Genomic DNA, 24,558 nt, shown 5'->3' with positions numbered 1-24,558 from the left:
TGGTGGGGCGCCGCGGGAGGAGCAGCCATGAACGACCGCATCCGGGACGTGTACGTCGTCGACGCCGTGCGCACCCCGGTCGGCAAGTACGGCGGCGCCCTCGCCTCCGTCCGGCCCGACGACCTCGCGGCGCACGTGGTGCGCTCCGTCGTCGGCCGCAGCCCCGCCCTCGACCCCGCCCTGATCGACGACGTCGTCTTCGGCAACGCCAACGGCGCCGGCGAGGAGAACCGCAACGTCGCCCGGATGGCCGTCCTGCTGTCCGGCCTGCCGGTGACGGTGCCGGGCCTGACGGTCAACCGGCTGTGCGCCTCGGGCCTGGAGGCCGTCGTCCACGCGTACCGCGCGATCGCGCTCGGCGACGCCTCGGTCGTGGTGGCGGGCGGCGTCGAATCCATGACGCGCGCGCCCTACGTGATGCCGAAGCCGGAGCGGGCCTTCCCCGCGGCCCACCAGGAGCTGTACTCGACCACGCTGGGCTGGCGGATGACCAACCCGGCCATGCCCGAGCGGTGGACGACGTCGCTGGGCGAGGGCGCCGAGCTGATCGCCGACAAGTACGGCATCACCCGCGAGCAGCAGGACGCCTACGCGCTCGCCAGCCACCGCAAGGCCGCGCGGGCGTGGGAGCAGGGCGCGTACGCCGCCGAGGTCGTCCCGGTGCCGGGCGTGGAGCTGCCCCGCGACGAGACCATCCGCGACAACACCTCCATGGAGGCCCTCGCCCGCCTGAAGCCGGCCTTCCGCAAGGACGGGGGCACGGTCACCGCAGGCAACGCCTCGCCGCTCAACGACGGCGCGGCGGCGGTGCTGCTGTGCGACGAGGAGGGGCTGCGGCGCACGGGCCGCGAGCCGCTCGCGCGCGTACGGGCCTCGGCCGTCACCGCGCTGGAGCCGGACCTGTACGGGCTCGGGCCGGTGGAGGCCGTACGGCGGGTCCTCGCCAAGGCCGGGCGCTCGCTGTCGGACGTGACATATTTCGAGCTCAACGAGGCCTACGCGGCCCAGGTCCTGGGATGCTTCGCGGAGTGGCCGGACCTCGACCCCGGGATCGTCAACCCCCGCGGCGGCGCGATCGCCATCGGCCACCCGCTCGGATGCTCCGGCGCGCGCCTCGCAGGGGCCGTGGCCCATCAGCTCGCGGCTGCGGGCTCGGGCACGGGGCTGGCCGCGCTGTGCATCGGCGTCGGGCAGGGGCAGGCGCTGGTCCTCGAACGCTGAGGCCGCCGGCCCGGAGGAGCGCGCACGCCGGGGCCCGTACGGCGCGCTCGTTCTCCGGGGAGGTTGCCCGCCCATGCGTACCACCGTCGCCATCATCGGAGCCGGTCCCGCCGGCCTGCTGCTCGCCCGGCTGCTGCACCGGGCCGGAGTGGACTGCGTCGTCCTCGAGGCCCGCGACCGGGCGTACGTGGAGCGGCGCCAGCGCGCCGGGATGCTGGAGCAGGGCGCCGCGGACGTCCTGCGGGAGTGCGGTGCGGGCGACCGGCTGGACCGCGAGGGCCTGGTCCACCGCGGCTTCGAGCTGCGCTTCGAAGGCGAGGCGCACCGGGTGGACCTGCCCTCCATGACCGGCGGCCGGACCGTGACGCTCTATCCGCAGACCGAGGTCGTCAAGGACCTGATCGCCCTTCAGCTGGCGGACGGCCCGCCGCTGCTGTTCGGCGCGCGGGTGGTGGCCGTGGAGAAGACCGACGGGGAGCAGCCGCTGGTCCGCTTCGTCACGGGCGGGACGGACGGTCCGGACGGGACGGACAGGATGGATGGTCCGGACAGGACGGGCAGGCCGTACGGCCTGGACGGTCCGGGCAGGACGTACGGTCCGGAGCAGACGCTGGAGTGCGAGTACGTGGCCGGCTGCGACGGCTCGTACGGGGCATCCCGGCGCGCCCTGCCCCCGGGCGCGGTCCGGATGCACACGCGCACCTACCCCTACTCCTGGCTCGGCATCCTCGCGGACGTCGCGCCCTCCAGCGACGAGCTGCTGCTCGCCGGCCACGAACGGGGCTTCGCGCTGCACAGCATGCGCACCCCCGCCCTCTCCCGGCTCTACATCCAGGTGCCCAACGGCACCTCGCCCGGCGACTGGCCGGACGACCGCATCTGGGACGAGCTCGACGTCCGGCTGGCCGCCGGAAACTGGCGGCTGCAGCGCGGCCCCGTCCTCACCAAGTCCGTGAGCGGCCTGCGCAGCCAGGTCATCGAACCCATGCGCCACGGGCGGCTGCTGCTCGCCGGGGACGCGGCGCACATCGTGCCGCCGAGCGCGGCCAAGGGCCTCAACCTGGCCTTCGGGGACGTCGTCACGATGGCCCGGGCGTTCACCCACTGGCACCGCAGCGGCTCGGTCTCCCTCATCGACCGCTATTCGGACAACTGTCTGCGCCGGGTGTGGCAGGCCCAGCACTTCTCGCACGAGATGACGACCCTGCTGCACACCCCGCCGGGCGCCGACGCCTACGACCGCGCGATGCAGCTCACCCGGCTGCGCCGGCTCACCGGGCCCACGGCGGCCGCTGCGGAACTGGCCGAGAACTATGCGGGCGCACCGCTGAACTGACCCGGCGGCAGGCCGGGCGGGATCACCGCGGACGGCACGGGGTAGATCGGTCCCATGGCCCTCTCTGAACCCGCACAGGAACGGATACGCCCTACGGACCCCGACGACACCCTCTCCCTCGCCGCACGCGCCGTCACCCTCCGCGTGCCCCTCAGGCCGCCCGTCCGCGTGCCCGTGCCGCTGCCGCCCCTGCCGGACACCGTCGAGCTGACGGGTCCGGTCTTCGGGGCGGCCGACGTCGGCCCCCTCGACCACGACCTCACCCGGCAGCACCGCGGCGAGCCGATCGGCGAGCGCATCGCCGTCGGCGGCCGGGTCACGGACCGCCGCGGGCGGCCGGTGCGCGGCCAGCTCGTGGAGGTGTGGCAGGCCAACGCCGCCGGCCGCTACGCCCACCCGCTCGACCGCCACCCCGCCCCGCTCGACCCCAACTTCACCGGCGCGGGACGCTGCCTGACCGACGACGACGGCCGCTACCGCTTCGTCACCGTCCGGCCCGGCGCCTACCCGCTGGGCGGCCCGCAGGCCCCCTGGCGCGCCTCGCACCTGCACTTCTCCCTCTTCGGCACGGCGTTCACCCAGCGCCTGGTGACCCAGATGTACTTCCCCGGCGACCCGCTCCTGCCGCACGACATCATCTGGCACACCGTCAGCGATGCGGCCGCGCGGTCCCGGCTGGTCTCCGCCTTCGACCCGGCGCTGGGCGAGCCCGGCCGGTCGCTCGGCTACCGCTGGGACATCGTCCTGGACGGCCCGTCCGCCACCTGGGCCGAGGAGGGCCGCTGATGCTGCCTCCGACGCCCTCCCAGACCGTCGGCCCCTACTACGGCACCGCGCTGCCCTTCCCCGGCGGCGGAGACCTCGTACCCCCGGGACATCCGGAGGCGGTGACCCTGCACGGCCACGTCTACGACGGCGAGGGCGCGCCCGTGCCCGACGCCCTGCTGGAGTTCTGGCAGGCCGCCCCCGACGGTTCGCTCGTCGGGGCGCCGGGCAGCCTGCGCCGCGACGGCAGGGCGTTCACCGGTTTCGCCCGCGTCCCGACCTGCCGGGACGGGCACTACCGGCTGCACACGCTGCTTCCGGGCGGCGCACCGTACCTCGCCCTGTGCGTCCTCGCGCGCGGGCTCGACCATCACCTCTTCACCCGGGTGTACGTCACCGAGCCGCCCGGGGACGCCCTGCTGTCCGCGCTGCCGCCGGACCGGCGGGCGACGCTGCGGGCACGGCCGGAGCCCGGGCAGCGGAACACGTACCGCTTCGATGTCAAGCTGCAGGGGGAAGACGAGACGGTGTTCCTGGACTACGGAGCGGACCGGGACCCGTACCGGTACCGGTACGGGAACGGGAACGGGAACGGGAACGACGAAGGCTGAAAGGAGCGGCCCATGGCCGTGCAGCGACTGGTGGTCGTCGGAGGCGACGCCGCGGGCATGTCCGCCGCGTCCCGGGCGCGCAGGCTCCGCGGGCCCGGCGAGCTGGAGATCACCGCGTTCGAGCGCGGCCGGTTCACGTCCTACTCCGCGTGCGGCATCCCGTACTGGGCCGGCGGCGTGGTCGACGGCCCGGACGCGCTGATCGCCCGCACCCCGCAGGAGCACCGCGACCGCGGCATCGACGTACGGATGCGCACCGAGGTGACCGGGCTCGACCTCGCCCGGCAGCGCGTCCTCGCCCGCGACCTGGAGTCGGGCGAGGAGCGCTGGCACGGCTTCGACCACCTCGTCCTCGCCACCGGCGCCCGCCCGGTGCGCCCGCCCCTGGAGGGCATCGACGCGCCGGGCGTGCACGGGGTGCAGACCCTGGAGGACGGCCGTGCGCTCGTCGCCGCCCTCGACGGCGGCGCGGCCGGCCGCCGGGCCGTCGTGGTCGGGGCGGGCTACATCGGCGTCGAGATGGCGGAGGCGCTCGTCCGGCGCGGCTACGCGGTGACCGTCGTCGAGCGCTCCTCACAGCCGATGGCCACCCTCGACCCCGACATGGGCGCTCTCGTGCGCGACGCCATGACCGCCATGGGCATCGAGGTGGTGACGGACACCGAGGTCACCGCCGTGCGGACCGGCCCGGACGGCACCGCCCGGGCGGTCGCCACCGATGCCGGCGACTTCCCCGCCGACGTGGTCGTCCTCGGGCTCGGCGTGCGCCCCGAGACGACGCTGGCCCGCGCGGCGGACCTGCCCCTGGGCGCGTCCGGCGGGCTGCTCACCGACCGGTCCATGCGGGTGCGCGGCCACGAGAACGTCTGGGCCGGCGGCGACTGCGTCGAAGTCCTCGACCTCGTCTCCGGCCGCACCCGGCACATCGCCCTCGGCACCCACGCCAACAAGCACGGCCAGGTCATCGGCGCCAACGTGACCGGCGGCCGTGCCACGTTCCCCGGCGTGGTCGGCACGGCCGTCAGCAAGGTCTGCGACCTGGAGATCGCCCGAACGGGCCTGCTGGAGTCCCAGGCGCGCGAGGAGGGCCTGCGCTACGTGACCGCCACCATCGAGTCGACGAGCCGCGCCGGCTACTACCCCGGCGCCCGCCCCATGACGGTCAAAATGCTCGCCGAGCACGGCACGGGCCGCCTCCTGGGCGTTCAGATCGTAGGGCGCGAAGGCGCGGCGAAGCGGGTGGACGTGGCGGCGGTCGCCCTCACCGCGGGCATGACGGTCGATCAGATGACGTCTCTGGACCTGGGATACGCCCCGCCGTTCTCACCGGTGTGGGATCCGGTACTGGTGGCGGCGAGGCGGGCGGTGGCCGCGGTCGAGGGCGGCCGGTAACGATCGAGTGACCGGGGGGAGGAGGGGGGCACCGTGAACTCGCACATAGCCGCGTTCACCCATGAACTCACCTACGCGGACCTGCCCGGGAGCGTCATCGGTCAGGCCCGGCGTTGCCTGCTCGACCTCGTGGGCGTCGCCGCGGCGGGCACACGGACGGACCTGTCCGCAAAGATCTACCGCCACGCCACCCGGTACCACCTCACGGACGGCCCCCGGGCACGCCTCCTCTTCGACGGCCGGGGGGTCGCGCCACCGGGGGCGGCCCTCGCCAACGCCGCCACGATCGACAGCATCGACGGCCACGACGGACACCGGCTCACCAAAGGCCACGCCGGTGCCGCGTTGCTGCCTGCGGCACTCGCCTTCCTCGACTCCTCGAGCGCGTCGACCGCGTCGGCCGCTGCGACGACCTGCGAACTGCTCACCGTCCTCGCGCTCGGCTACGAGATCGCGACACGGGCGGGCATCCACCTGCACGCCACTGCGGCGGAGTACCACAGCTCGGGAGCCTGGAACGCCCTGGGAGCCGCCGCGATCGGCGCCCGGGCCCTCCGCCTCGGCCGGGACGCCACCGCGCACGCGCTCGGAATCGCCGAGTACCACGCCCCCAGGGCGCCCATGATGCGGTGCATCGACCACCCCACCATGGTCAAGGACAGCTCCGCCTGGGGAGCCCTCGCCGGGGTCTCGGCGGCCCTACTGGCCGACGACGGCTTCACCGGAGCACCGGCGGCGCTGGCGTCCCCGGGGACGGACGGCGGACCGGATGTCTGGGCCGACCTGGGCCGGCGGTGGCTGATCCTCGACCAGTACTTCAAACCCTTCCCGGTCTGCCGGTGGGCCCACCCGGCCGTGCAGGCCACCATCGACCTGGTGACACGGCACGGCATCGGCCCCGGACACATCGACCGGATCGTGGTGACCACCTTCCACCCGGCCACGAGGCTGACCCCCAGAGCACCGCGCACCACGGAGGAAGCCCAGTACAGCCTCCCCTTCTCGGTCGCGGCAGCAGCCGTCCACCACGACGTGACTCCCCACGTGGTGGCCCGGCCGCACGAGGCCGACCGGCAATTGCACAGACTGGCTTCCGGCTTACGGATCCGGGAGTCGGCCACCATGACGAAGGCATTCCCGGAGGAGCGCCGAGCCGACGTCCGCCTGTTCCTCGTCGACGGGAGAAGCCTGTCGTCGGGCCCGACGGTGGCGACCGGAGACCCCGAGAACCCGCTGTCCGACCCGGCCCTGGACGCCAAGTTCCTGGACTCGGCCGCCCCGGCGATCGGCAAGGAACGTGCCGGGGGCCTGCTGGCGCTGCTGCGCGACGTCGAGAACCACGATCTCCGCGAGGTCCTCGACGCCTTGTTCGCGCCCGTCGAGTGATCAGACAGATGTCAGACCGGCGGCAGGGTGTCAGGGCCGATGGCCGGCGTCCTGTCGTCGTGGAGATCCGTGCACGAGGGACGGTATTTGCAGAAGAATCCCCGGCCTCGGCAGTACTGGCAGATGTGGGCCGACGTCATGCTTCCGGCCTGACCCGACTGAGACACGTAAAGGACTGCAGCGTGATAGTCGCCGCTCCCCCTGCACCCCTTACAGAACGCATGCGGCCCAGGGCAAGGGGAGTCGACATCACTCACTACCGGCTCCCGCCCTCGCCGCACTGCACTCGTTCATGCCGTGCATGATGAACCTCACCGGGAATCGGCGTGCCGTTATCGCCCGCGGCTCCTCGTAATGACGTAGCCGCAGCAGTGCGCCGCCCCTCACCAGGTCCAAGGCGGAGGCTCAGGTGCCGGGCGCCAGGGCACGAACGAGGAGCGTGCCGGTCTGCCAGCCGTCGGGTGGGGTGATCTCGTTCGCCACCGCATGGCGGAACCCGTACTGCTTCAGGCGGTCGGCCCACATGCCGGGGGGGTAATCCCAGCGCTTGACGACCAGGGGGTTCGGGTCGTCGGCCTGGTTGATGTACGAGGCCTGACAGCCGTAGCAGCCTTCGACCGGGGGCCGCTGGGAGAAGGCCAGGACTCCGCCGGGCTTGAGGACCTGGCTGATTGCGGGGAGCAGCTGGTCCGGGTCGGTGAACCAGACGGCGCCGAATACGGAGTAGACGGCGTCGAAGCGCTCGCAGGTCTCGCTCATGAAGTCGAGCGCGCCCCGTTGGTGGAGTTCCAGGCTCGGCAGGCCGCCCCAGCGTTTGCGGGCGGCGTCGAGCTGGACGGGCGAGACGTCGACGCCGACGGCACGGTGCCCGAGAGTGGCGACGTGGGCCAGATTGCCCCCGGTGCCACACCCCAGCTCCAGGAACGCCGCCTTGCCGGGCCCTCCCAGAACCTCCGCACCGGGGCCGTGGTCGGGGTACTGGGTCCAGTTGAACCAGGTGGTCTCGCCCTTGGCGTTCTTCTCCCGCCGACCGCCGGGCTTCCTGCGGGCGTAGGTGTCCCACGCCGTCGTGTCGGTCACGCGCTCCTCCTCCGTCGTATTCATGGGCGCGGTCGGCCGCACCCCAGGGGGTACGGCCGACCAGAACGCCTGTGCGCTGATCAATCGGCCTTGTCTGTGGCGTGCTTCGGGCTGTTGTGGCAGTTCGCGTGGCACTGCGAGCAGTCGGCGATGTCCAGCTCCGGCCAGAACTCCGGATCCAGGAGATACCCGGCCGCGTGGATGGCCTCCACGGTCCGCGCCCGCAGCCCCTTGCCCCCGCCGTGCTCCTGCCGGTCCAGGAAGCCGGGCTGGTGGTGGACGAACTTCCCGAAGGCCTCGTGGCAGAAGTCGGCGTACGCCTTGGTGCGCAGGACGAACGCGTGCCAGAAGTCGTCCACCAGCGGGGACGGGCTCAGAGGCTTCGCGCTGGCAGCGCTGGCGGCCACGAACGCCAGCATCTGGCCTACGCCACGACGAGCCATGTCGGCGGTGATGTGGTCGTACTTCGCTCGTACGTCGGCGGCGAGGGTGTCGCGCAGCTCGGCGCTGACGAGGGTTCCCGCGTCGACCGCGGGGCGCTCATCCACGATGGTCACGGCCTTACCTCCTCTTTCGGGTCGTGCTCGGACGTGAGCCCGCCCAGTGCGGCCTTGTCGCCCGGCATCGGCTGTGCGCTGTTTGCCATGCCGACACGCTAGGGACGCGGTCACCCGGACCCCAACAAGGTTCTACGAAGTTCCACGCCAATCAGCTCAGAGCGTCCACGGCGGAGGTGATGAGGGCGCGTGCCTTCGCGCCGTACACGGCGAGGTCGGCGAACTCCCCGAACGCCTTCAGATACTGGGCAATCTCGGTGGGGGCAGTCACGTTCACCTGCGCTGTCAGCAGTTCGACTTGTGCCATGTCTTCGTCGTACACGCTGAACGTCTCGATCATCCACATACGCCGTGATGCGGAGAACGGGATGACCCCGAGAGAGACGGATGGATAGGCCATCACCGACAGCAGATAACCAAGCTGCCCCGCCATGGTTTCGGCGTCTCCGACTCGGTGGCGCAGGACCGATTCCTCCACCAGCAACGCGAAGCGGTGGTTGCCCTCCCGGACCACGTGCGACCGAGCCAGCCGTGCCTCGACCGCTTCCGCGACGTCGTCGGGGGTGCCGTGGAAATCTGTGATCGCCCTCATGAGCGCCGTGGCGTAGGCATGGGTCTGGAGCACGCCCGGAATGACGTTCGAGCAGTAGATGCGAAACACCCGGGTGCGCTCAAAGAGAGGGACGTACGACTCCTGGAGTCTGCGCAGCCCTGTGCGCTGAACCCGCCTCCACTCCACGTACATGTTGTCAGCGGAGCGGGAGGCGGCGATCAGGTCGACGGCGACGTCATCCGCCCCGCATGCGCCACACCATGCGCGAATGTCAGCGTCGGACGGCGGCGTCACGGCGTTCTCCAGGCGCGACGCCTTGGAGGGGTACCAGCCGACCCGCCGGGCCACCTCCTTGGCGGTCAGCCCGGCATCCCGGCGGATCTCCCTGAGACGGTCGGCAACGGCCTTCCGGGCTGCCTGAACACTGGATGAGGGTGGGGTGGGCATCTCTGGGAGCGCTGATCAGATCCGGTACTCCTCGTGGGGCGTCGCCCGCTCCCACACGGCCTCGAAGGCTGTAGAGCACAGCTTCGCCACGTCGGGACGCTCATCCAGCTCCGGCCCGGCGGACCCGCCATCTCCCGTGAAGTGGTTCCACATGATGACTCGCTCATCGAACAGCCAGAAGTCGTTGCCGGGAAGGGCGATGTCCGACGCGCTGCGGCGAGGCAGCCAGCGCACCAACTCCCCCGCCGCAACGTTCTGGTAGGTGCAGCTGTGTTCGTACCGAATGTAGTCACTCACCGGCTCCGAGACGACCCGCGCACGGCGGAGCACAACGCCGCGTGCCACAGCGTCGCGGACCATCGTGTGAAAGTCGTTCCACCACGTCCCCAGTTCGCGGGAAGGCCGCCAACCGGCCCGCCACTCTGCGAACTCAGCTGCTTCCTCGCCAATGCCGTACGAGTCACGCATCTCAAGGTGGACGGCGGAGTGCCGGGTGTTCGCCAGAAGGTCAGCGAACGCCAAGTCGGTCTGCGACATCACAAGCCTCCCTGATGGCGGGCACCATGCGGATCGGCAGCCTCACCACCGCTTCGCTCTCCGGAATGGGGCCAGCCTCCGTCGGCTTGCCGGTTCTGCAGACGTCTACGAGGCTGGCTCTGCCTCAACGGTGTCGTCAAGGGCGCATGGCAACACCGTGCAGGGCGACAGCGGTGTCAGTGCCGGGCTCGATGATCTTCGACGTTGACTCGGGCCGGGCCCTGCCGGTCTAATGAGCGCGTGGCACGTGGCGCCGGCCAAAGAGAAGTGGGCCGGCCGGCAGCCGGGCGACCACCCGTTGTGCAGGGGTCTTCCCATGAATTCACGCTCCGCAGGCTGAGCCTGACGTAGGCGCGCCCGTTCGCGCGCCCCAGCGCGCTCTGCGCGCCCTTTTCCTCCGCCTCGTGCGGATCTTCCCGTCTTCAGGTGTTCCCGCGCCGATGTGCCGCGCGGTCCTGCATTTTTCCGGAGAGCCCACCCGTATGTCTCACGCGTCTTCCTTCAACCAGTCCTTCAACCAGTCCGTCATCGACGAGTTCCGCGCCCGCGGCGGAAAGGTCGGCGGCCCCTTCGAGGGCGGCGACCTGCTGTTGCTGACCACGACCGGTGCGCGGTCCGGCGTGGAGCGCACCACGCCGCTCGGCTACGTGCGCCACGACGGCCTGCTCATGGTCGTCGGGTCCAACCTCGGCGCCCCTCGGCACCCGGACTGGTACCACAACCTGCTGGCCCACCCCGTCGTGCGGGTGGAGATCGGCACCGAACAGTACGAGGCGGTCGCGGTGCCCGCCGAAGGGGAGCGCCGCGACCGGCTGTTCGCGCACGTGGTGAACGCCGCGCCCGGGTACGGCGCGTACCAGGAGAAGACCACGCGCACCCTGCCGGTCGTGGTCCTGGAGCGTGCCGCGGCCGATGCCGGGGCAGGCGCCCCCGCCTTCCCGGTGAGGACCCTCGCCGACAAGCTCCTGGAGGTGCACGTCTGGCTCCGCGCGCAGCTGCAGCACGTCCGCGAGGAGACCGACGCCCACTTCGCCGCGCGGGCGGCGCACCAGGGGCCGGGCGAGCCGCCGGCGCCGGGCCTCGGGCTGCAGATCCGCCAGCACTGCCTGGCGTTCTGCCAGTCGCTGGAGTTCCACCACGTCAGCGAGGACCGGCACATGTTCCCGGCGATGGAGACCCACCACCCCCACCTCGGCGACGCCTTCGCCCGGCTGCGCGCCGAGCACCGCACGGTCGCCCGCATCCAGCAGGAGCTGAGCGCCCTCCTGGCAGACGTCGCCGGCGCCGACCCCGAGCGGTTCCGCACGGAGCTGGAGCGGATGTCGGCGGAGCTGACGGTGCACCTCGACTACGAGGAGGAGACGCTCCTGCCGCTCCTGGCCGGGGTCCCCTTCCCGCCGGTCCCGTAGCGACCGGCAGCCGGGCGCGCGCTACCGCGCGGTCTGCTCGTGTACGTACTCCACCAGGCGCGTCAACGCTTCCGGGTTCGTGGTGGGCAGGACGCCGTGGCCCAGGTTGAAGACGTGGCCCTCCAGGCCGGACGCCGCGTCCAGGACCTCACGGGCCTTCAGCTCCACCGCCTCGTGGCCGGCGAAGAGGACGGCCGGGTCGAGGTTGCCCTGAAGGGCCTTGCCGGGGCCGACGCGGCGGGCGGCCTCGTGCATCGGGACGCGCCAGTCGACGCCGACGACGTCCGCGCCGGCCTCGCCCATGAGGCCGAGGAGTTCGCCGGTGCCCACGCCGAAGTGGATGCGGGGCACGCCGTGGCGGGCGACCGCGTCGAAGACCTTGGCCGAGGCCGGCATGACGTACTTGCGGTACTCGGCCGGGGCGAGGGCACCGGCCCAGGAGTCGAAGAGCTGGACGGCGGAGGCGCCGGCCGCGATCTGGACGTCGAGGAAGGCGGAGGTGATGCCGGCCAGGCGGTCGACGAGGTCGGCCCACAGCTCCGGGTCGCCGTACATCATGGCCTTGGTGTTCTCGTACGTCCGCGAGGGGCCGCCCTCGATGAGGTAGCTCGCGAGCGTGAACGGCGCACCGGCGAAGCCGATGAGCGGGGTCGTGCCGAGCTCGGCCGTCAGCATGCGCACGGCCTCGGTGACGTAGGAGACGTCGGAGGCGTCGAGCGGGCGGAGCCGGTCCAGGTCGGCGCGGGTGCGGATCGGGTCGGCGACGACCGGGCCCACGCCCGGCTTGATGTCGAGGTCGATGCCGACGGCCTTCAGCGGCACCACGATGTCGCTGAAGAAGATCGCGGCGTCGACGCCGTGCCGGCGCACGGGCTGCAGGGTGATCTCGGTGACCAGCTCGGGCCGCATGCAGGACTCCAGCATCGGAATGCCCTCGCGCACCTTGCGGTACTCCGGCAGCGACCGTCCGGCCTGCCGCATGAACCACACCGGTGTGTGCGGCACCGGCTCGCGCCGGCACGCCCTCAGGAACGCCGAGTCGTACGCCGCCGTGCGGCCGGTCTGCTGCTGGCCGGCGGGCTGGCCGGCATCCCTGCGCTCACTCATGTCCCAAATCTTCGCACGGGCCGAACGAGTGACCCGCCCATGTGGGTGTCCCTACCCGGAACCGCGCCCCCTTCCGCCTAGTCTTCCGGGCATGGCTGCGGCGCAGGGACACCTCTCGGACGGTCCGGACGACGCGGATGGGGAGGGCTCCCCGTCCGTCTTCCGGCAAGCGGTCGCCGGGCTGCAAGGGGTGCGCCTGCGGCCGGAGATCGAACTCGACGCGACCCCGCCGCCCCAGCGGCTCGCCCCCTACTCGTATGCGCTGGAGGCCGCGGTCGTCGTCGACGATCAGGAACTGGCCGACGGGCGGCTGATCCTGCTGCACGATCCGGCCGGTCACGAGGCCTGGGGCGGCACCTTCCGGCTGGTGACGCTCGTCCACGCGGACCTGGAGCCGGAAATGGCGGCCGACCCGCTGCTGCCCGAGGTGTGCTGGTCCTGGCTGACCGGCGCCCTGGAGGCGCGCCGCGTGCCCTACGAGGCGCCGAGCGGGACGGTGACGCGTGCGGGGTCGCACTACTTCGGCGGGCTGCGGGACCGCGAGCCGTCGACGCGCATCGAGATCCGGGCCTCGTGGTCGCCCGTGCCCCCCGCCGCGGCGAAGCCCGTCCGGGCGGTCCGCGGAGGGGAGGCCGGCCCGGCCGAGGGCGACGAGGGAGAGGGCGCCGGGGTTCCGGACACGGCGGCCCACCTGGCTGCGTGGTGCGACCTGCTGTGCCAGATCGCGGGCCTGCCGCCGGGCGGGGGCCCGGACGCGGGGGTAGTGACACTCCCCCAACGCAGGGACCCCCAAAGCCGCTGACCGCGGGGCGGGCCCGCCGGGTCAAGGATGCGCCGCATCCTTGAATCCGCCGCGACGGCGACCGGCCACGACGGTGGAGACCGGCGGTGCCGTACGGGCTCAGGTGGGCCCGGCACCGCCGGATGCCACCGCTGTGGCTGATCGCCGCGGCGGCGGATGTGAAGGGGCAGGCCCCTTCACCGCCTGCGACGGCGCGGCGGGGTGGAAGGGGCGGGCCCCTTTACTGTCGGCTGCTGCGCGGCGGGATCGAAGGGTGGGCCCCTTCGCCGGTTCTCGCCGCGCAGGCCCGCCGGTCAAGGATGCGCCGCATCCTTGAATCCGCCGCGACGGCGACCGGCCACGATGGCGGGGCCCGGCGGTGCCGTACGGGCTCAGGTGGGCCCGGCACCGCCGGATGCCACCGCTGTGGCTGATCGCCGCGGCGGCGGGGGCGCTCCGCGCAGCGGAACGGTCACCCGGATGCCGGACCCGTGATCGGTTTCTGCCGGTCGCGGGCAATGTTTCGATCGGTAATTTGATCGGTTGTTGATCGATCGCATCCGAATTGCCCGAATTGTTACTCATCAATTCGTGATCATTCCCTAAAGCCGGAACGCTTCGGTGCCGAAGAGGCTTGTGACCCTTCCCATACGGATCGCCCCGGCTTACCCCGAATAGCCGGCACCCGTCCCCCCGCCACTCCCCCCTGGAGGCTTGGTGTCCGTTCTCCTCGAGCAACCTGCGAGCCTCGCCTACCGCCCCAATAAACCGACGGCCATGGTCGTCGTCGCCGACCCCCGCGTCCGCTCCACCGTCACCCGGCACCTGTGGGCGCTGGGGGTGCGAGATGTGATCGAGGCGTCGTCCATCGCGGAGGCCCGCCCCCGTGTCGGCAACCCGCGCGACATCTGCGTGGCCGACGTCCACCTCCCCGACGGCTCCGGGCTCACCCTCCTGTCCGAGACCCGCGCCGCCGGCTGGCCCAACGGCCTGGCCCTGTCCGCCGCCGACGACATCGGCGCCGTGCGCAACGCCCTCGCGGGCGGCGTCAAGGGCTACGTCGTCACCGGCACCCGTACCAACCTCGGCGTCCCGGGCCGCCCCGGCGCCGCCCCCATCGGTTCCGCGGCCGCTGCCCGGCTGCACCGCCGCCCGCCCGGCGCCCCCGGTCACCCCGGCGGCTACCGCGAGCTCTCCGGCCGCGAGGTCGAGGTGCTGCGGCTGGTCGCGGAGGGCCAGTCCAACAAGGCCATCGGCGTCTCCATGGGGCTGTCCGCGCTCACCGTCAAGAGCCACCTCGCCCGGATCGCCCGCAAGCTCGGCACCGGGGACCGAGCCGGCATGGTCGCCGTGGCGCTGCGCACCGGCATCATCCACTGACGCGAAGATCCGCCGCGGCTCCCCCGAAGCCGAAGGATCACCCGGACGGCAGCCCCGCCGGCGGACCCGCGGACAACCCCGCGGGCAGCCACGGGCGCACGCCCGCCCGTACGCCCGCACGCACCCCCTCCCACCCACCGGACCCACACGCCGCGCCCGTCGACGGGACGTTCCGTCGACGGGCGCTTGCCATACACAGATACCCTTGACCGGTGACCGACGCCCAAGAAACCGCAGCAGACACACCACTGCGAACCACCGGGGGCGCTCCCCCGGACGACGTCGTTTCGGCGCCGATCCCCCTACTGGAGCCACGCGAGGGCATCCCGCCGGTCGTCGCTGACAACGATGCCCTGGAGCGGGTCGTCGCCGCGTTCGCAGCCGGCACCGGCCCCGTCGCCGTCGACGCCGAGCGCGCCTCCGGATACCGCTACGGCCAGCGCGCCTACCTCGTCCAGCTGCGCCGTGACGGTGCCGGCAGCGCGCTCATCGACCCGGTCGGCTGCCCCGACCTGTCCGCGCTCGGCGACGCCATCGCCGACGCCGAATGGGTGCTGCATGCAGCCACCCAGGACCTGCCGTGCCTGCGCGAGATAGGGATGACGCCGACGCGGCTGTTCGACACCGAGCTGGCCGGACGGCTCGCCGGGTTCGCACGGGTGGGTCTCGGAGCCATGGTGGAGAACGTCCTGGGGTACGCCCTGGAGAAGGGGCACTCCGCCGTCGACTGGTCGACCCGCCCCCTGCCCGACCCCTGGCTGCGCTACGCCGCCCTCGACGTGGAGCTCCTCGTCGACCTGCGCGACGCGCTGGAGGAGGAGCTGGACCGCCAGGGCAAGCTGGAGTGGGCCCGGCAGGAGTTCGACGCCATCGCCTCCGCCCCGCCCGCCCCGCCGCGCAAGGACCCCTGGCGCCGTACGTCCGGGATGCACAAGGTGCGCAGGCGCCGCCAGATGGCGGTGGTGCGCGAGCTGTGGACCGCCCGTGACCACGTGGCGCAGCGGCGCGACGTCTCCCCCGGCAAGGTGCTGGGCGACGCCGCGATCGTCGAGGCCGCGCTCAACATGCCGCCGAACGCGCACGCCCTGGCGGCGCTGCCCGGTTTCGGGCACCGCATGAGCCGCAAGCAGCTGGAGCAGTGGCAGGCGGCGATCGACCGCGCCCGCGCGATCCCGGACGCCGAACTGCCGCAGCCCGGCCAGCCGCTGACCGGCCCCCCGCCGCCGCGCGCCTGGGCGGACAAGGACCCGGAGGCCGCAGCCCGGCTCACCGCGGCCCGCACGGCCGTCTCCGAGCTCGCCGAGCGCCTCACCATGCCGCAGGAGAACCTGATCACTCCGGACACGGTGCGGAGGCTGTGCTGGGAGCCGCCCGCGCATCCCACGCCGGAGGCGGTGGCGGACGTCCTCGCCGCGTACGGGGCGCGTCCGTGGCAGGTGGAACAGGTGACCCCGGCCCTGGTGAAGGCCCTCACGGAGGGTGCGGCCTGAACCGCGTCCCCTTCCCGAGGCTGCGCCCCGGCCCCTCTCCGGGGCCGGGGCACAGCCTTTTCGTCACCGGCGGTGCCGAACCCGCAGTAGCCGCGGACGCACACGGAATGTGACCTTCGCCGCTCCCGCCGAGGGGTCTGTGCAGCTTGGTTACCCGCAAGTAGCATGACGGTGTCAGCCCGCACCGCGGCGGAGCCGTCCCGGCATGCCCGCGCGCGCAGCGATCCCGCACAGGAGGAGAGCCAAGTGCCTCGTACCGCTAGGGACGTCGTTTTCGTCGACGGCGTCCGCACCCCGTTCGGCAAGGCGGGCCCGAAGGGCATCTACCACGAGACCCGCGCCGACGACCTCGTCATCAAGTGCATCCGTGAGCTGCTGCGCCGGAACCCGAACCTGGACCCCGCCAAGATCGACGAGGTCGCCATCGCCGCGACCACGCAGATCGGCGACCAGGGCCTGACCCTGGGCCGTACGGCCGGCATGCTCGCGGGCCTGCCCCAGACCGTGCCCGGCATGTCCATCGACCGCATGTGCGCCGGTGCCATGACCGCCGTGACGACCGTCGCCGGCGGCGTCGCCTTCGGTGCGTACGACATCGCGCTCGCGGGCGGCGTCGAGCACATGGGCCGCCACCCCATGGGCGAGGGCGTCGACCCCAACCCGCGCTTCCTCTCGGAGAAGCTGGTCGACGAGTCCGCCCTCGTCATGGGCATGACCGCGGAGAACCTGCACGACCGCTACCCGCACCTGACCAAGGAGCGCGCGGACGCCTACGCGGTCCGCAGCCAGGAGAAGGCCGCCAAGGCCTACGCCGACGGCAAGATCCAGGCCGACCTCGTGCCGATCTCCGTGCGCCGCACCACCCCCGAGGGCGGGGAGCTGGGCTGGGGCCTGGTCACGGCCGACGAGCCGATGCGCCCGGGCACCACGATGGAGGGCCTGGCGGGTCTCAAGACGCCGTTCCGCCCGCACGGCCGGGTCACCCCGGGCAACGCCTCGGGCCTCAACGACGGCGCCACCGCCTCGCTGATCGCCTCCGAGGACGTCGCGCGCGAGCTGGGCCTGCCGGTCCGCATGCGCCTCGTCTCGTACGCCTTCGTCGGCGTCGAGCCCGAGGTCATGGGCTACGGCCCGATCCCGGCCACCGAGAAGGCCCTCGCCAAGGCCGGCCTGACCATCGACGACATCGGCCTGTTCGAGCTGAACGAGGCCTACGCCGTGCAGGTGCTCGCGCTCCTGGACCACTACGGCATCGCGGACGACGACCCGCGCGTCAACCAGTACGGCGGCGCCATCGCCTTCGGCCACCCGCTGGCCTCGTCCGGCGTCCGCCTGATGACCCAGCTGGCCCGGCAGTTCGAGGAGCAGCCGCACGTCCGCTACGGCCTCACCTCGATGTGTGTCGGCCTCGGCATGGGCGGAACGGTCATCTGGGAGAACCCGCACTTCGAGGGAGACGACAAGTGAGCACCACCGCTGAACTTCTCAAGGGCGCGGCGGAGCTGTTCCCCGACGAGGTCGTGACCCAGGCGCACGTACGCCACTTCGACCTCCCCTCCGGCGCCGGGCGCTTCGCGCTCATCACGCTGGACAACGGCCTGGACCACACCAAGCCGACCACCTTCGGCCCCCAGTCGCTCGCGAACCTCAACGCCGCGATCGACCAGGTCGAGAAGGAGGCCGCCGAGGGCGCGATCACCGGCATCGGCCTCACCGGCAAGCCGTTCATCTTCGCCGTCGGCGCCGACCTCAAGGGCGTCGAGCTGCTGAAGAAGCACGAGGAAGCGCTCGCCATCGGCAAGGGCGGCCACGACGTCTTCAAGCGCCTGTCGTCCCTCGCCGTCCCGACGTTCGCGTACTACAACGGCGCGGCCATGGGCGGCGGCGTCGAGGTCGGCCTGCACTGCACCTACCGCACCGTCTCGAAGGCCATCCCGGCCTTCTCCCTCCCCGAGGTCTTCCTCGGCCTGGTCCCCGGCTGGGGCGGCTGCACCCTGCTGCCGAACCTCATCGGCGCCGACCGCGCGGTCTCGGTCATCATCGAGAACTCGCTCAACCAGAACCGCCAGCTCAAGGGCAAGCAGGTCTTCGAGCTCGGCATCGCCGACGCCCTCTTCGAGGGCGCCGACTTCCTGGAGCAGTCCCTGCTGTGGACGGCCTCCGTCCTCAAGGGCGACACCCAGGTCGACCGCGCCGAGATCGACCGCGGCGAGGCCTGGGACCAGGCCGTCGAGCGCGGCCGCTCCATCGCCGACTCCAAGGTGCACGGCGCCGCCCCGGCCGCCTACCGCGCCCTGGACATCATCTCCGCGGCGAAGAACGGCGACCTGCGTCAGGGCTTCGACGCCGAGGACCAGGCCCTCGCCGACCTGATCATGGGCGAGGAGCTGCGCAGCGGCATCTACTCCTTCAACCTGGTGCAGAAGCGCGCCAAGCGCCCGGCCGGTGCCCCCGACCGCTCGCTGGCCCGCCCCGTCACCAAGGTGGGCGTCGTCGGCGCCGGCCTGATGGCCTCCCAGCTCGCGCTCCTCTTCGCGCGCCGCCTGGAGGTCCAGGTCGTCCTCACCGACATCGACCAGGAGCGCATCGACAAGGGCGTCGGCTACGTCCACGGCGAGATCGACAAGCTCCTCGCCAAGGGCCGCATCGGCAACGACAAGGCCAACCGCCTCAAGGCCGCCGTCACCGGCTCCCTCGACAAGGCCGCCGGCTTCGGCGACGCGGACTTCGTCATCGAGGCCGTCTTCGAGGAGATGGGCGTCAAGCAGCAGGTGTTCGCCGAGGTCGAGGCGGTCGTGCCCGCGCACACCATCCTCGCCACGAACACCTCCTCCCTGTCCGTCAGCGAGATGGCGTCCAAGCTCAAGCACCCCGAGCGGGTCGTCGGCTTCCACTTCTTCAACCCGGTCGCCATCCTCCCGCTGCTGGAGATCGTCCGCGGCGAGAAGACCGACGACGCCTCCCTGGCCACGGCCTTCGCCGTCGCCAAGAAGCTGAAGAAGAGCGCGGTCCTGGTGAAGGACGCCCCGGCGTTCGTCGTCAACCGCATCCTCACCCGCTTCATGGGCGAGATCCAGAACGTCATCGACGAGGGCACGCCCGTCGCTGTCGCGGAGAAGGCCGTCGAGCCGCTCGGCCTGCCGATGTCGCCTCTGGTGCTCCTGGAGCTCGTCGGCCCCGCGATCGGCCTCCACGTCTCCGAGACGCTGGCCGGTGCGTTCCCCGACCGCTTCAAGGTCTCCCCGAACCTCGCCGCCGTGGTGAAGGCCGGGAAGCGCGGTTTCTACGTCTACGACTCCGGCAAGCCGGAGCTGGACCCCGAGGTCGCGGCGCTTCTGGTGCAGGGCGACTCCGTCCTGACCGAGGAGCAGGTCCGGGCCCGCGTCCTTGAGGCCGTGGCCCAGGAGATCGGCCTCATGCTGGACGAGGGCGTCGTCGCCGAGGCCCAGGACATCGACCTGTGCCTCATCACCGGCGCCGGCTGGCCCTTCCACCTGGGCGGCATCACGCCGTACCTGGACCGGTCCGGCATCGCCGAGAAGGCGAACGGCAAGCGGTTCCTGCCGGTGGGTGTTGCTTCCGTTCCCGCGTAGCGGGACGTAAGCCTGAGGGCCGTACGGGGTTTCCCCGTACGGCCCTCGCTGTTTGCGTCAGGCGTTGCCGTTGCGGACGGCGTGGACGAAGGCGTCCCAGGCCGCGGGCGGAAAGGTGAGGACGGGCCCGTCCGGGGTTTTACTGTCGCGGACGGGGACGATGCCCGGGGGGCCGGACCGTGCCCATTCGAGGCAGTTGTCACCGCCGTCACCACTGTGGCTGGACTTGACCCAAGTCGTGGGGACCCATTCCAGGCAGTTACCTGCTCCGCTGCCGCTGTAGCTGGACTTGGTCCATGCCGCGCCGGATATGTCAGGGTCGATGCTCATCGGGTAATGCCTCCAGGGCGCTCCGGATAAATGCTGACGATTCTGCTGGTGACAGGGCGCAGGATCTGAGGTGGTCGTACGCGCGCTGCCGTTTGCCGACCCGGTCGAAGTCCTCCATCAGCGTCCCACTGTCGCTGCCCTCTTCCCAAGCCACTTGGGTGCCATCGTCGAGGGTGAACAAGGCGAGAGATCCGCCCATTAGCGCATGCCCTCCGTGAGCGAACGGCAGGACCTGCATGACGCTTCTGGGCCCCTGATTCAGCTCGATCAGCCGGGTCAGCTGTTCCCGCATGACCGCGGGTCCGCCGAATCCGCGGCATAGGACCGCCTCGTCGACGATCACGGAGAAGTCCGGCGGGTCGTCGGCCTGGAACAGAGCCTGCCGACTTATCCGCGCCGCCACCATGTCCTCGATCTCGGCCTCTGTCGACCTCGGATTGTGTGTCCTGAAGAGGAGACGGCAGTAGTTCTCCGTCTGCGCGAGACCCGGCATCAGCTGGCCGGTGTACTCAGCGATGACGCGCGCCTGCGCCTCCAGCTCCATTCGGCGCCGGAACTGTTCCGGGTGGATTTCCCGGCGAGCCAGCTCATACAACTCTACGAAAATGCCGTCGGTGTTGAACGCGGCGTCCAGCAGCGCCGGAAGCTCCGGCGGCGGCATGGATTGCGCCGTCTCCACCCGCGCCAAGTGGCTCTTGCTGAAGTTCACGATCTCGGCGAGCCGCTCCAGGCTCATGCTGCCGCGGTACGCGCGCATCTTCGCGCCGAACAGGTGCCGGGCCGACCGGTCGGGCGTCAGCGTGCGTGGTCGTGCGGGCATGCACGTACCTCCCATCTCCCCTGCTCACGCCGGGGACATCAAGTCCTGGTGGTCGAGGCCTCTGCCCGGCAACCCTAGTTACCTGAAGGGGAGTTGCCCGCTGGCAACGAGCAAGACACAACGGAGGCCGGACATGATGAACGCGCGTGCGAATGCCCACCCGTACGACGAAGAGGGCACCCGCGCGGACACCTCGTGCCTGACGTGCGCCGTTCTCGTCATGAAGCGCGCCGCCGCCCTGCGGCAGGGGCCCGCGGCGGTGGAGGAGGTCGAGAGGCGACGCAAGGAACATCTCCGGCAGGGGTGCCGGTAGGCATTGGCCCACGATCTGTGCGGGGCAGTGGACCTGCCAGCCGGTCCACCTCCCCCCCCCCCGTAGGCTCATGGTCATCACACAAAGTGGACTTCTACTTCGACCGTTCCTAATCAGTAAGCAGGAGTGAGTCTTGGACCCACTGCCTGGCACTGCGCGCATCCCGACCGGTTTTGGATGTGCTGGTCGCCCGCTTGCCTTGTTTTGTCCCCGTGCGGGCGTGTGGCTCCTGGCCACGGTCCGCGACGGGGCGGCGGGTTTCCTCACGCCCAGGAGCACGCGGGCCGGCCTGGACGGTCCGATGCCCGCATCCATCGCTCTGGTGGATGCGGGGCGGTGCCGTCCGTCGCCGGATCGGGTGCCCTTGGGCGCGTCGTCCAATCGCGATGCTAGCCGCATCGTGACGGGTGGTTGTGCGGTTCTTGCTGGTCAGTGGGCGCTGCCAGTGCTGCGCGCCCCACTTGGAGGTGTACGCGGGGTCCACGCCGATGATCGCAATGCCGGTTGCGTCAGCCATGGAGGTGAGGCGGGTACGGAGCTTGCCGGTGGGCATGCCGGAGATGAGCTGCCGGAATCGGCGCTTGCGTCCGTGCTTCTCCCGTGTCTTCTCGGCCTGGAAGTCCAGGTCCTCGACCGCGATGGCCTTCACCCCGCAGGTCTTGGTCCAGTTCAGCAGTCGGGACAGGGCATGCCGGACCTGGGCGTCACGATGATCGGCGGAACCGCTGAGGTCGTAGGAGAAGCGGCGGGGCTGCCCGATCGGGTTGCCGTGGCCATCGAGCCGCCACGCGGCCAAGTGGTCGGCGTTGGTGTCCACACCGATCACACCGCCAGCGAGCGCGGACTGGATCGGGATCGTCTTCGTGACCGGGCAGGACCAGGACGCAGTGAGGTACCAACGCCCTCGTTCCACGTCCAGGTGGATACGGTAGGCCACGGCCCGGTTGGCTTCCACCCGGTCGGCCCACTCGGCGCCCCGGTGCGGGAAACGCACCTTGGAGGCCAGCACGTATCGGCCATGACGGGCGTTGGCGTGCTCGGCGAGCGGGGCCGGGAGCTTGATCGACACTTCGCCCTCGGGCGTGATGCGGATCGTCTCGTTCCCGAATCGCTTGCCGGACTCGCCATCGGCCTGGAGAAACCAGCGTTCCGCTTCCCACCGCTCACGCCACTGTGCCTCGGTCAACTCGGCGGCCCGGAGATGGTGACGGGTGTTCAGTAAGCGCTTCCCGCCCCGCACGACATGCACGACACCGGCCTCACGGTCATTCCGAACCTGGTTGAGCCGGTCCTTAAGAACATGCAGACGACGCGCCTTGTGGAACCACTCGTGTGCGGTGCGGTAGCCGCCGGGACCCCCCTTGGTGCCCTTCTCCCCGACCGGGAGGGACAGCCGGTGCGCGATCGTACGGATACCGGCCTCAAGGGACCCGACGTGGGCGAGCTGCCCGCGCCGGGCCAGCGCCCACTGATCATGCGTGCGCTTCGTGATGCTGCCTGCCCACCGTGACGACGAGAGCGCCGTCAGGTCCCGCTTACGTGCCGCCCACGTGTCCGTGGAGTGCTCCAGCGCATCCACGCAGCGTGCTCTGAGATCACGGGAGGCCAGCGTCCCCAAGTACGCGCCGACCAGGCGCAGTACCTTCTCGTCCTCGGGAGCGAGGCGCTTGAGCCGGTCGCGTATCGCCACGCCGGACGGGCCGGGAGCAACGAAAGCAGGGGCGATGACGCGGAGTTGCTTCTTCGTCTCAGTCACCGGACGCCGCCGCTTCCAGCGCCTTCTCCGCCCGGTTCTTCGCCGACCGGCGGCCGTACAAGCGAGCGCAGAACGAGGTCAGTATCTCGATCATGTCCCGCACGAGATCGTCATCGGCCTCGCCGTCGTCCAGAACGACCAGACGACGCCCGGTCGCAGACAGCGCGGCTTCGACGAGCTCCACGTTCATCCGGCCGAGCCGGCCCTTGTGCTCCACCACCACGACCGTCACGTCCGGATCGGCCAACAGCCGCTTGGCCTTCACGCGGCTGCCGTTCATCCCGGATGCGATCTCGGACTCAATCCGGACCACCCGGTGACCGGCCCTGGCCGCCCACTCGGACAAACGGGCAACCTGACGTTCCAGGTCCGGCTGCTGGTCATGCGACGACACGCGGGCATACAGGCCCAGACCACCGATGACCTCGGGCGTGGTGTTCACCCCGACGTTCACCAAGATCGTGCGCGGCCCTACCCGCCGAGCCGGCACCGGCAACGTCCCCTCACGGAACCAGCGATATGCGGTCTGCGGATGCACGCCCTGCATCTTCGCCCACTCCGTCAGATTCACACCCTGACAACGACACTCACTCATACATGGTTACGCTCACTTACCCGACTTTGGGGGCCAGCAGGTGAAGACCCCGTCTGCCCCTTCGCCTGGATCACCTCCCGCTGGATCCTGGAGGTCGAGCGCCACCGCGACCTCGATCTGCGGTTCCGCGTCATGAGCCTGTCCGTGCTCAACGAAGGCCGCGCCGACCTGCCGGAGCGCTACCGCCGGCTGCTCGACGTGGGCTGGGGGCCGGTGCGGGTGTGCACGGCCGCGGCGCAGGAGCACGGGGAGGGCGTGCTGCGCGACCTGTACACGGCTCTCGGCACGCGCATTCACAACGGCGGCGGCGAGGTCTCCGACGAGCTGATCAGGAAGGCGTTGACCGACGCCGGACTTCCGGAGTCGCTGGCCGGCGCCGCCCGTTCGGCCGGCTACGACGAGGCGCTGCGCAAGAGCCATCACGAGGGCATGGACCCGGTCGGTGAGGACGTCGGCACGCCCACGATGCACATCGACGGGGCCGCCTTCTTCGGGCCCGTCCTGACCGCGATCCCGCGGGGCGAGGAGGCCGCCCGGATCTTCGACGGCGTGCGGCTGCTGGCCGGTTACCCGAACTTCTTCGAGCTCAAGCGCACCCGTACGGGCGGCCTCGACTTCAGCTGATTTTGCATGGCATGCACATGCCCGGATAGCGTGGTGATCATCTCGGTGCCCCCACCCGGGTGCCGAGGAACGTCATCGACCACGACGGGGAACTACGCATGAATATAAGGAAGTTGGCCGCCACCGCCATCACCGCCGCCACCCTGGTCGGAGCCACCGCCCTGACCGGCGGCGTCGCCACGGCCGACGCGCGGGTCGCCGCCGCCTCGTCCTGCAGCTACAACACGCTCACGGCGCTGGAGAGCGTGAAGATCCGTACGACGACGAAGCTCGACGCCACCGCCGTCGGCCTGCTTCCCAAGGGCAAGTCGGGCCGCGGCTGCGACTCCACCGGCACGGGCCAGAGCGGTCAGTCCTACAACCTCTGCGGGAAGAAGGACAACAGCTGGGTGCTTCTGAGCTACGCGGGACACGAGGGCTGGGTGCCCACGACGTGCATCAAGCAGTGGCGCTGACAGCCGGGCCGACTGCTGCT

At 71.3% G+C, this 24,558-nt stretch carries 23 protein-coding genes and 1 pseudogene; 15 read left to right on the top strand and 9 right to left on the bottom strand.

The annotated features are described in order from the left end of the window. The first annotated feature begins 27 nt into the window (after positions 1–27). From FGW37_RS25160 to FGW37_RS25135, 6 genes are all read left to right on the top strand, one after another. The gene (locus tag FGW37_RS25160; protein ID WP_179083122.1) at positions 28–1,221 is read left to right on the top strand and encodes a thiolase family protein; all 1,194 of its coding nucleotides are present in this window, start codon (positions 28–30) and stop codon (positions 1,219–1,221) included. A gap of 73 nt (positions 1,222–1,294) precedes the next feature. After that, positions 1,295–2,557 carry a 4-hydroxybenzoate 3-monooxygenase gene (locus tag FGW37_RS25155; RefSeq protein WP_179083121.1) on the top strand — a complete coding sequence of 421 codons (1,263 nt, stop codon included), beginning with the start codon at positions 1,295–1,297 and terminating at the stop codon, positions 2,555–2,557. A 54-nt stretch (positions 2,558–2,611) separates the two neighbouring features. Next, on the top strand, positions 2,612–3,343 hold the full coding sequence (gene pcaH / locus FGW37_RS25150; RefSeq protein WP_179083120.1) for a protocatechuate 3,4-dioxygenase subunit beta: 732 nt from the start codon (positions 2,612–2,614) through the stop codon (positions 3,341–3,343). Then, on the top strand, positions 3,343–3,933 hold the full coding sequence (gene pcaG / locus FGW37_RS25145) for a protocatechuate 3,4-dioxygenase subunit alpha (protein WP_179083119.1): 591 nt from the start codon (positions 3,343–3,345) through the stop codon (positions 3,931–3,933). The genes pcaH and pcaG overlap by 1 nt, the downstream gene beginning before the upstream one ends. 12 nt (positions 3,934–3,945) lie before the next feature. Further along, positions 3,946–5,325, top strand: coding sequence for an FAD-dependent oxidoreductase (locus FGW37_RS25140; RefSeq protein WP_179083118.1), 1,380 nt, complete (start codon positions 3,946–3,948; stop codon positions 5,323–5,325). 33 nt (positions 5,326–5,358) lie between these two features. Next, entirely contained in the window at positions 5,359–6,711 is a 1,353-nt protein-coding gene (locus tag FGW37_RS25135) for an MmgE/PrpD family protein (protein WP_218650604.1), read from the top strand. 405 nt (positions 6,712–7,116) lie between these two features. Here FGW37_RS25135 and FGW37_RS25130 read toward each other — a convergent pair whose 3' ends face one another. The 4 genes from FGW37_RS25130 to FGW37_RS25115 all read right to left on the bottom strand — a co-directional run bounded on the left by FGW37_RS25130 (position 7,117) and on the right by FGW37_RS25115 (position 9,885). Further along, the gene (locus FGW37_RS25130) at positions 7,117–7,791 is read right to left on the bottom strand and encodes a class I SAM-dependent methyltransferase (RefSeq protein ID WP_179083117.1); all 675 of its coding nucleotides are present in this window, start codon (positions 7,789–7,791) and stop codon (positions 7,117–7,119) included. A gap of 80 nt (positions 7,792–7,871) precedes the next feature. Next, entirely contained in the window at positions 7,872–8,348 is a 477-nt protein-coding gene (locus FGW37_RS25125; RefSeq protein ID WP_179083116.1) for a glycine-rich domain-containing protein, read from the bottom strand. 151 nt (positions 8,349–8,499) lie between these two features. After that, positions 8,500–9,348, bottom strand: coding sequence for a helix-turn-helix domain-containing protein (locus FGW37_RS25120; RefSeq protein ID WP_179083115.1), 849 nt, complete (start codon positions 9,346–9,348; stop codon positions 8,500–8,502). Positions 9,349–9,363: 15 nt separating this feature from the next. Next, a complete protein-coding gene (locus FGW37_RS25115; RefSeq protein WP_179083114.1) occupies positions 9,364–9,885 on the bottom strand; it encodes a DUF6879 family protein in 522 nt (173 codons plus the stop codon). A 482-nt stretch (positions 9,886–10,367) separates the two neighbouring features. On the opposite strand from FGW37_RS25115, the gene FGW37_RS25110 reads away from it, so the two are divergent. Beyond that, entirely contained in the window at positions 10,368–11,294 is a 927-nt protein-coding gene (locus FGW37_RS25110; RefSeq protein WP_179083113.1) for a nitroreductase/quinone reductase family protein, read from the top strand. 21 nt (positions 11,295–11,315) lie between these two features. On the opposite strand, the gene hemE is transcribed toward FGW37_RS25110, so the two are convergent. After that, entirely contained in the window at positions 11,316–12,401 is a 1,086-nt protein-coding gene (gene hemE / locus FGW37_RS25105; RefSeq protein WP_179083112.1) for a uroporphyrinogen decarboxylase, read from the bottom strand. Between the two features lie 91 nt (positions 12,402–12,492). Between hemE and FGW37_RS25100 the strand changes: the two genes are divergently transcribed. From FGW37_RS25100 to FGW37_RS25080, 5 genes are all read left to right on the top strand, one after another. Beyond that, positions 12,493–13,203 (top strand): DUF3000 domain-containing protein, encoded by a 711-nt coding sequence (locus FGW37_RS25100; protein WP_179083111.1) that lies wholly within the window; start codon positions 12,493–12,495, stop codon positions 13,201–13,203. A gap of 696 nt (positions 13,204–13,899) precedes the next feature. Beyond that, on the top strand, positions 13,900–14,562 hold the full coding sequence (locus FGW37_RS25095) for a response regulator transcription factor (protein WP_030369345.1): 663 nt from the start codon (positions 13,900–13,902) through the stop codon (positions 14,560–14,562). Positions 14,563–14,774: 212 nt separating this feature from the next. Further along, positions 14,775–16,052, top strand: coding sequence for an HRDC domain-containing protein (locus FGW37_RS25090; RefSeq protein ID WP_179083110.1), 1,278 nt, complete (start codon positions 14,775–14,777; stop codon positions 16,050–16,052). Positions 16,053–16,298: 246 nt separating this feature from the next. Continuing rightward, positions 16,299–17,519: a thiolase family protein gene (locus FGW37_RS25085; protein WP_179083109.1), complete on the top strand. Its 1,221-nt coding sequence runs from the start codon at positions 16,299–16,301 to the stop codon at positions 17,517–17,519. Continuing rightward, complete coding sequence (locus FGW37_RS25080; protein ID WP_179083108.1) at positions 17,516–19,645, top strand: 3-hydroxyacyl-CoA dehydrogenase NAD-binding domain-containing protein; 2,130 nt, start codon at positions 17,516–17,518, stop codon at positions 19,643–19,645. Before FGW37_RS25085 ends, FGW37_RS25080 begins: the two co-directional genes overlap by 4 nt. A gap of 57 nt (positions 19,646–19,702) precedes the next feature. On the opposite strand, the gene FGW37_RS25075 is transcribed toward FGW37_RS25080, so the two are convergent. Together FGW37_RS25075 and FGW37_RS25070 are read right to left on the bottom strand one after the other, a co-directional pair. Beyond that, positions 19,703–19,975 (bottom strand): DUF397 domain-containing protein, encoded by a 273-nt coding sequence (locus FGW37_RS25075; protein ID WP_179083107.1) that lies wholly within the window; start codon positions 19,973–19,975, stop codon positions 19,703–19,705. After that, a complete protein-coding gene (locus FGW37_RS25070) occupies positions 19,959–20,795 on the bottom strand; it encodes a helix-turn-helix domain-containing protein (RefSeq protein WP_179083106.1) in 837 nt (278 codons plus the stop codon). The genes FGW37_RS25075 and FGW37_RS25070 overlap by 17 nt, the downstream gene beginning before the upstream one ends. A 133-nt stretch (positions 20,796–20,928) precedes the next feature. Between FGW37_RS25070 and FGW37_RS25065 the strand changes: the two genes are divergently transcribed. After that, on the top strand, positions 20,929–21,108 hold the full coding sequence (locus FGW37_RS25065; RefSeq protein WP_179083105.1) for a hypothetical protein: 180 nt from the start codon (positions 20,929–20,931) through the stop codon (positions 21,106–21,108). Between the two features lie 109 nt (positions 21,109–21,217). Here the strand turns inward: FGW37_RS25065 and FGW37_RS25060 are convergent, their stop codons facing one another. After that, a complete protein-coding gene (locus tag FGW37_RS25060; RefSeq protein WP_179083104.1) occupies positions 21,218–22,864 on the bottom strand; it encodes a transposase in 1,647 nt (548 codons plus the stop codon). Continuing rightward, positions 22,857–23,435 carry an IS607 family transposase gene (locus tag FGW37_RS25055; protein WP_179083103.1) on the bottom strand — a complete coding sequence of 193 codons (579 nt, stop codon included), beginning with the start codon at positions 23,433–23,435 and terminating at the stop codon, positions 22,857–22,859. The genes FGW37_RS25060 and FGW37_RS25055 overlap by 8 nt, the downstream gene beginning before the upstream one ends. Positions 23,436–23,504: 69 nt before the next feature. On the opposite strand from FGW37_RS25055, the pseudogene FGW37_RS25050 reads away from it, so the two are divergent. Together FGW37_RS25050 and FGW37_RS25045 are read left to right on the top strand one after the other, a co-directional pair. Beyond that, positions 23,505–24,083, top strand: a pseudogene (locus FGW37_RS25050) (mycothiol-dependent nitroreductase Rv2466c family protein); the annotation flags it as partial. 98 nt (positions 24,084–24,181) lie between these two features. Continuing rightward, positions 24,182–24,538, top strand: a complete 357-nt coding sequence (locus FGW37_RS25045; protein WP_179083102.1) for an SH3 domain-containing protein — start codon at positions 24,182–24,184, stop codon at positions 24,536–24,538. Positions 24,539–24,558 lie beyond the last annotated feature (20 nt).

Origin of the sequence: Streptomyces rectiverticillatus (genome assembly GCF_013394065.1) — a bacterium.
GTDB classification, from domain to species: Bacteria; Actinomycetota; Actinomycetes; order Streptomycetales; family Streptomycetaceae; genus Streptomyces; species Streptomyces rectiverticillatus.
The sequence above is the reverse complement of the archived record's forward strand: the minus strand, read 5'-3'. Positions and strand labels throughout refer to the sequence as shown.

Excerpts from the sequence above, each read along its gene's own strand:
- FGW37_RS25160 (WP_179083122.1), top strand. The coding sequence starts at position 28 with ATGAACGACCGCATCCGGGACGTGTACGTCGTCGACGCCGTGCGCACC.
- FGW37_RS25155 (WP_179083121.1), top strand. The coding sequence starts at position 1,295 with ATGCGTACCACCGTCGCCATCATCGGAGCCGGTCCCGCCGGCCTGCTG.
- pcaH (WP_179083120.1), top strand. The coding sequence starts at position 2,612 with ATGGCCCTCTCTGAACCCGCACAGGAACGGATACGCCCTACGGACCCC.
- pcaG (WP_179083119.1), top strand. The coding sequence starts at position 3,343 with ATGCTGCCTCCGACGCCCTCCCAGACCGTCGGCCCCTACTACGGCACC.
- FGW37_RS25140 (WP_179083118.1), top strand. The coding sequence starts at position 3,946 with ATGGCCGTGCAGCGACTGGTGGTCGTCGGAGGCGACGCCGCGGGCATG.
- FGW37_RS25120 (WP_179083115.1), bottom strand. The coding sequence starts at position 9,348 with ATGCCCACCCCACCCTCATCCAGTGTTCAGGCAGCCCGGAAGGCCGTT.
- FGW37_RS25115 (WP_179083114.1), bottom strand. The coding sequence starts at position 9,885 with ATGTCGCAGACCGACTTGGCGTTCGCTGACCTTCTGGCGAACACCCGG.
- FGW37_RS25110 (WP_179083113.1), top strand. The coding sequence starts at position 10,368 with ATGTCTCACGCGTCTTCCTTCAACCAGTCCTTCAACCAGTCCGTCATC.
- hemE (WP_179083112.1), bottom strand. The coding sequence starts at position 12,401 with ATGAGTGAGCGCAGGGATGCCGGCCAGCCCGCCGGCCAGCAGCAGACC.
- FGW37_RS25100 (WP_179083111.1), top strand. The coding sequence starts at position 12,493 with ATGGCTGCGGCGCAGGGACACCTCTCGGACGGTCCGGACGACGCGGAT.
- FGW37_RS25075 (WP_179083107.1), bottom strand. The coding sequence starts at position 19,975 with ATGAGCATCGACCCTGACATATCCGGCGCGGCATGGACCAAGTCCAGC.
- FGW37_RS25070 (WP_179083106.1), bottom strand. The coding sequence starts at position 20,795 with ATGCCCGCACGACCACGCACGCTGACGCCCGACCGGTCGGCCCGGCAC.
- FGW37_RS25065 (WP_179083105.1), top strand. The coding sequence starts at position 20,929 with ATGATGAACGCGCGTGCGAATGCCCACCCGTACGACGAAGAGGGCACC.
- FGW37_RS25045 (WP_179083102.1), top strand. The coding sequence starts at position 24,182 with ATGAATATAAGGAAGTTGGCCGCCACCGCCATCACCGCCGCCACCCTG.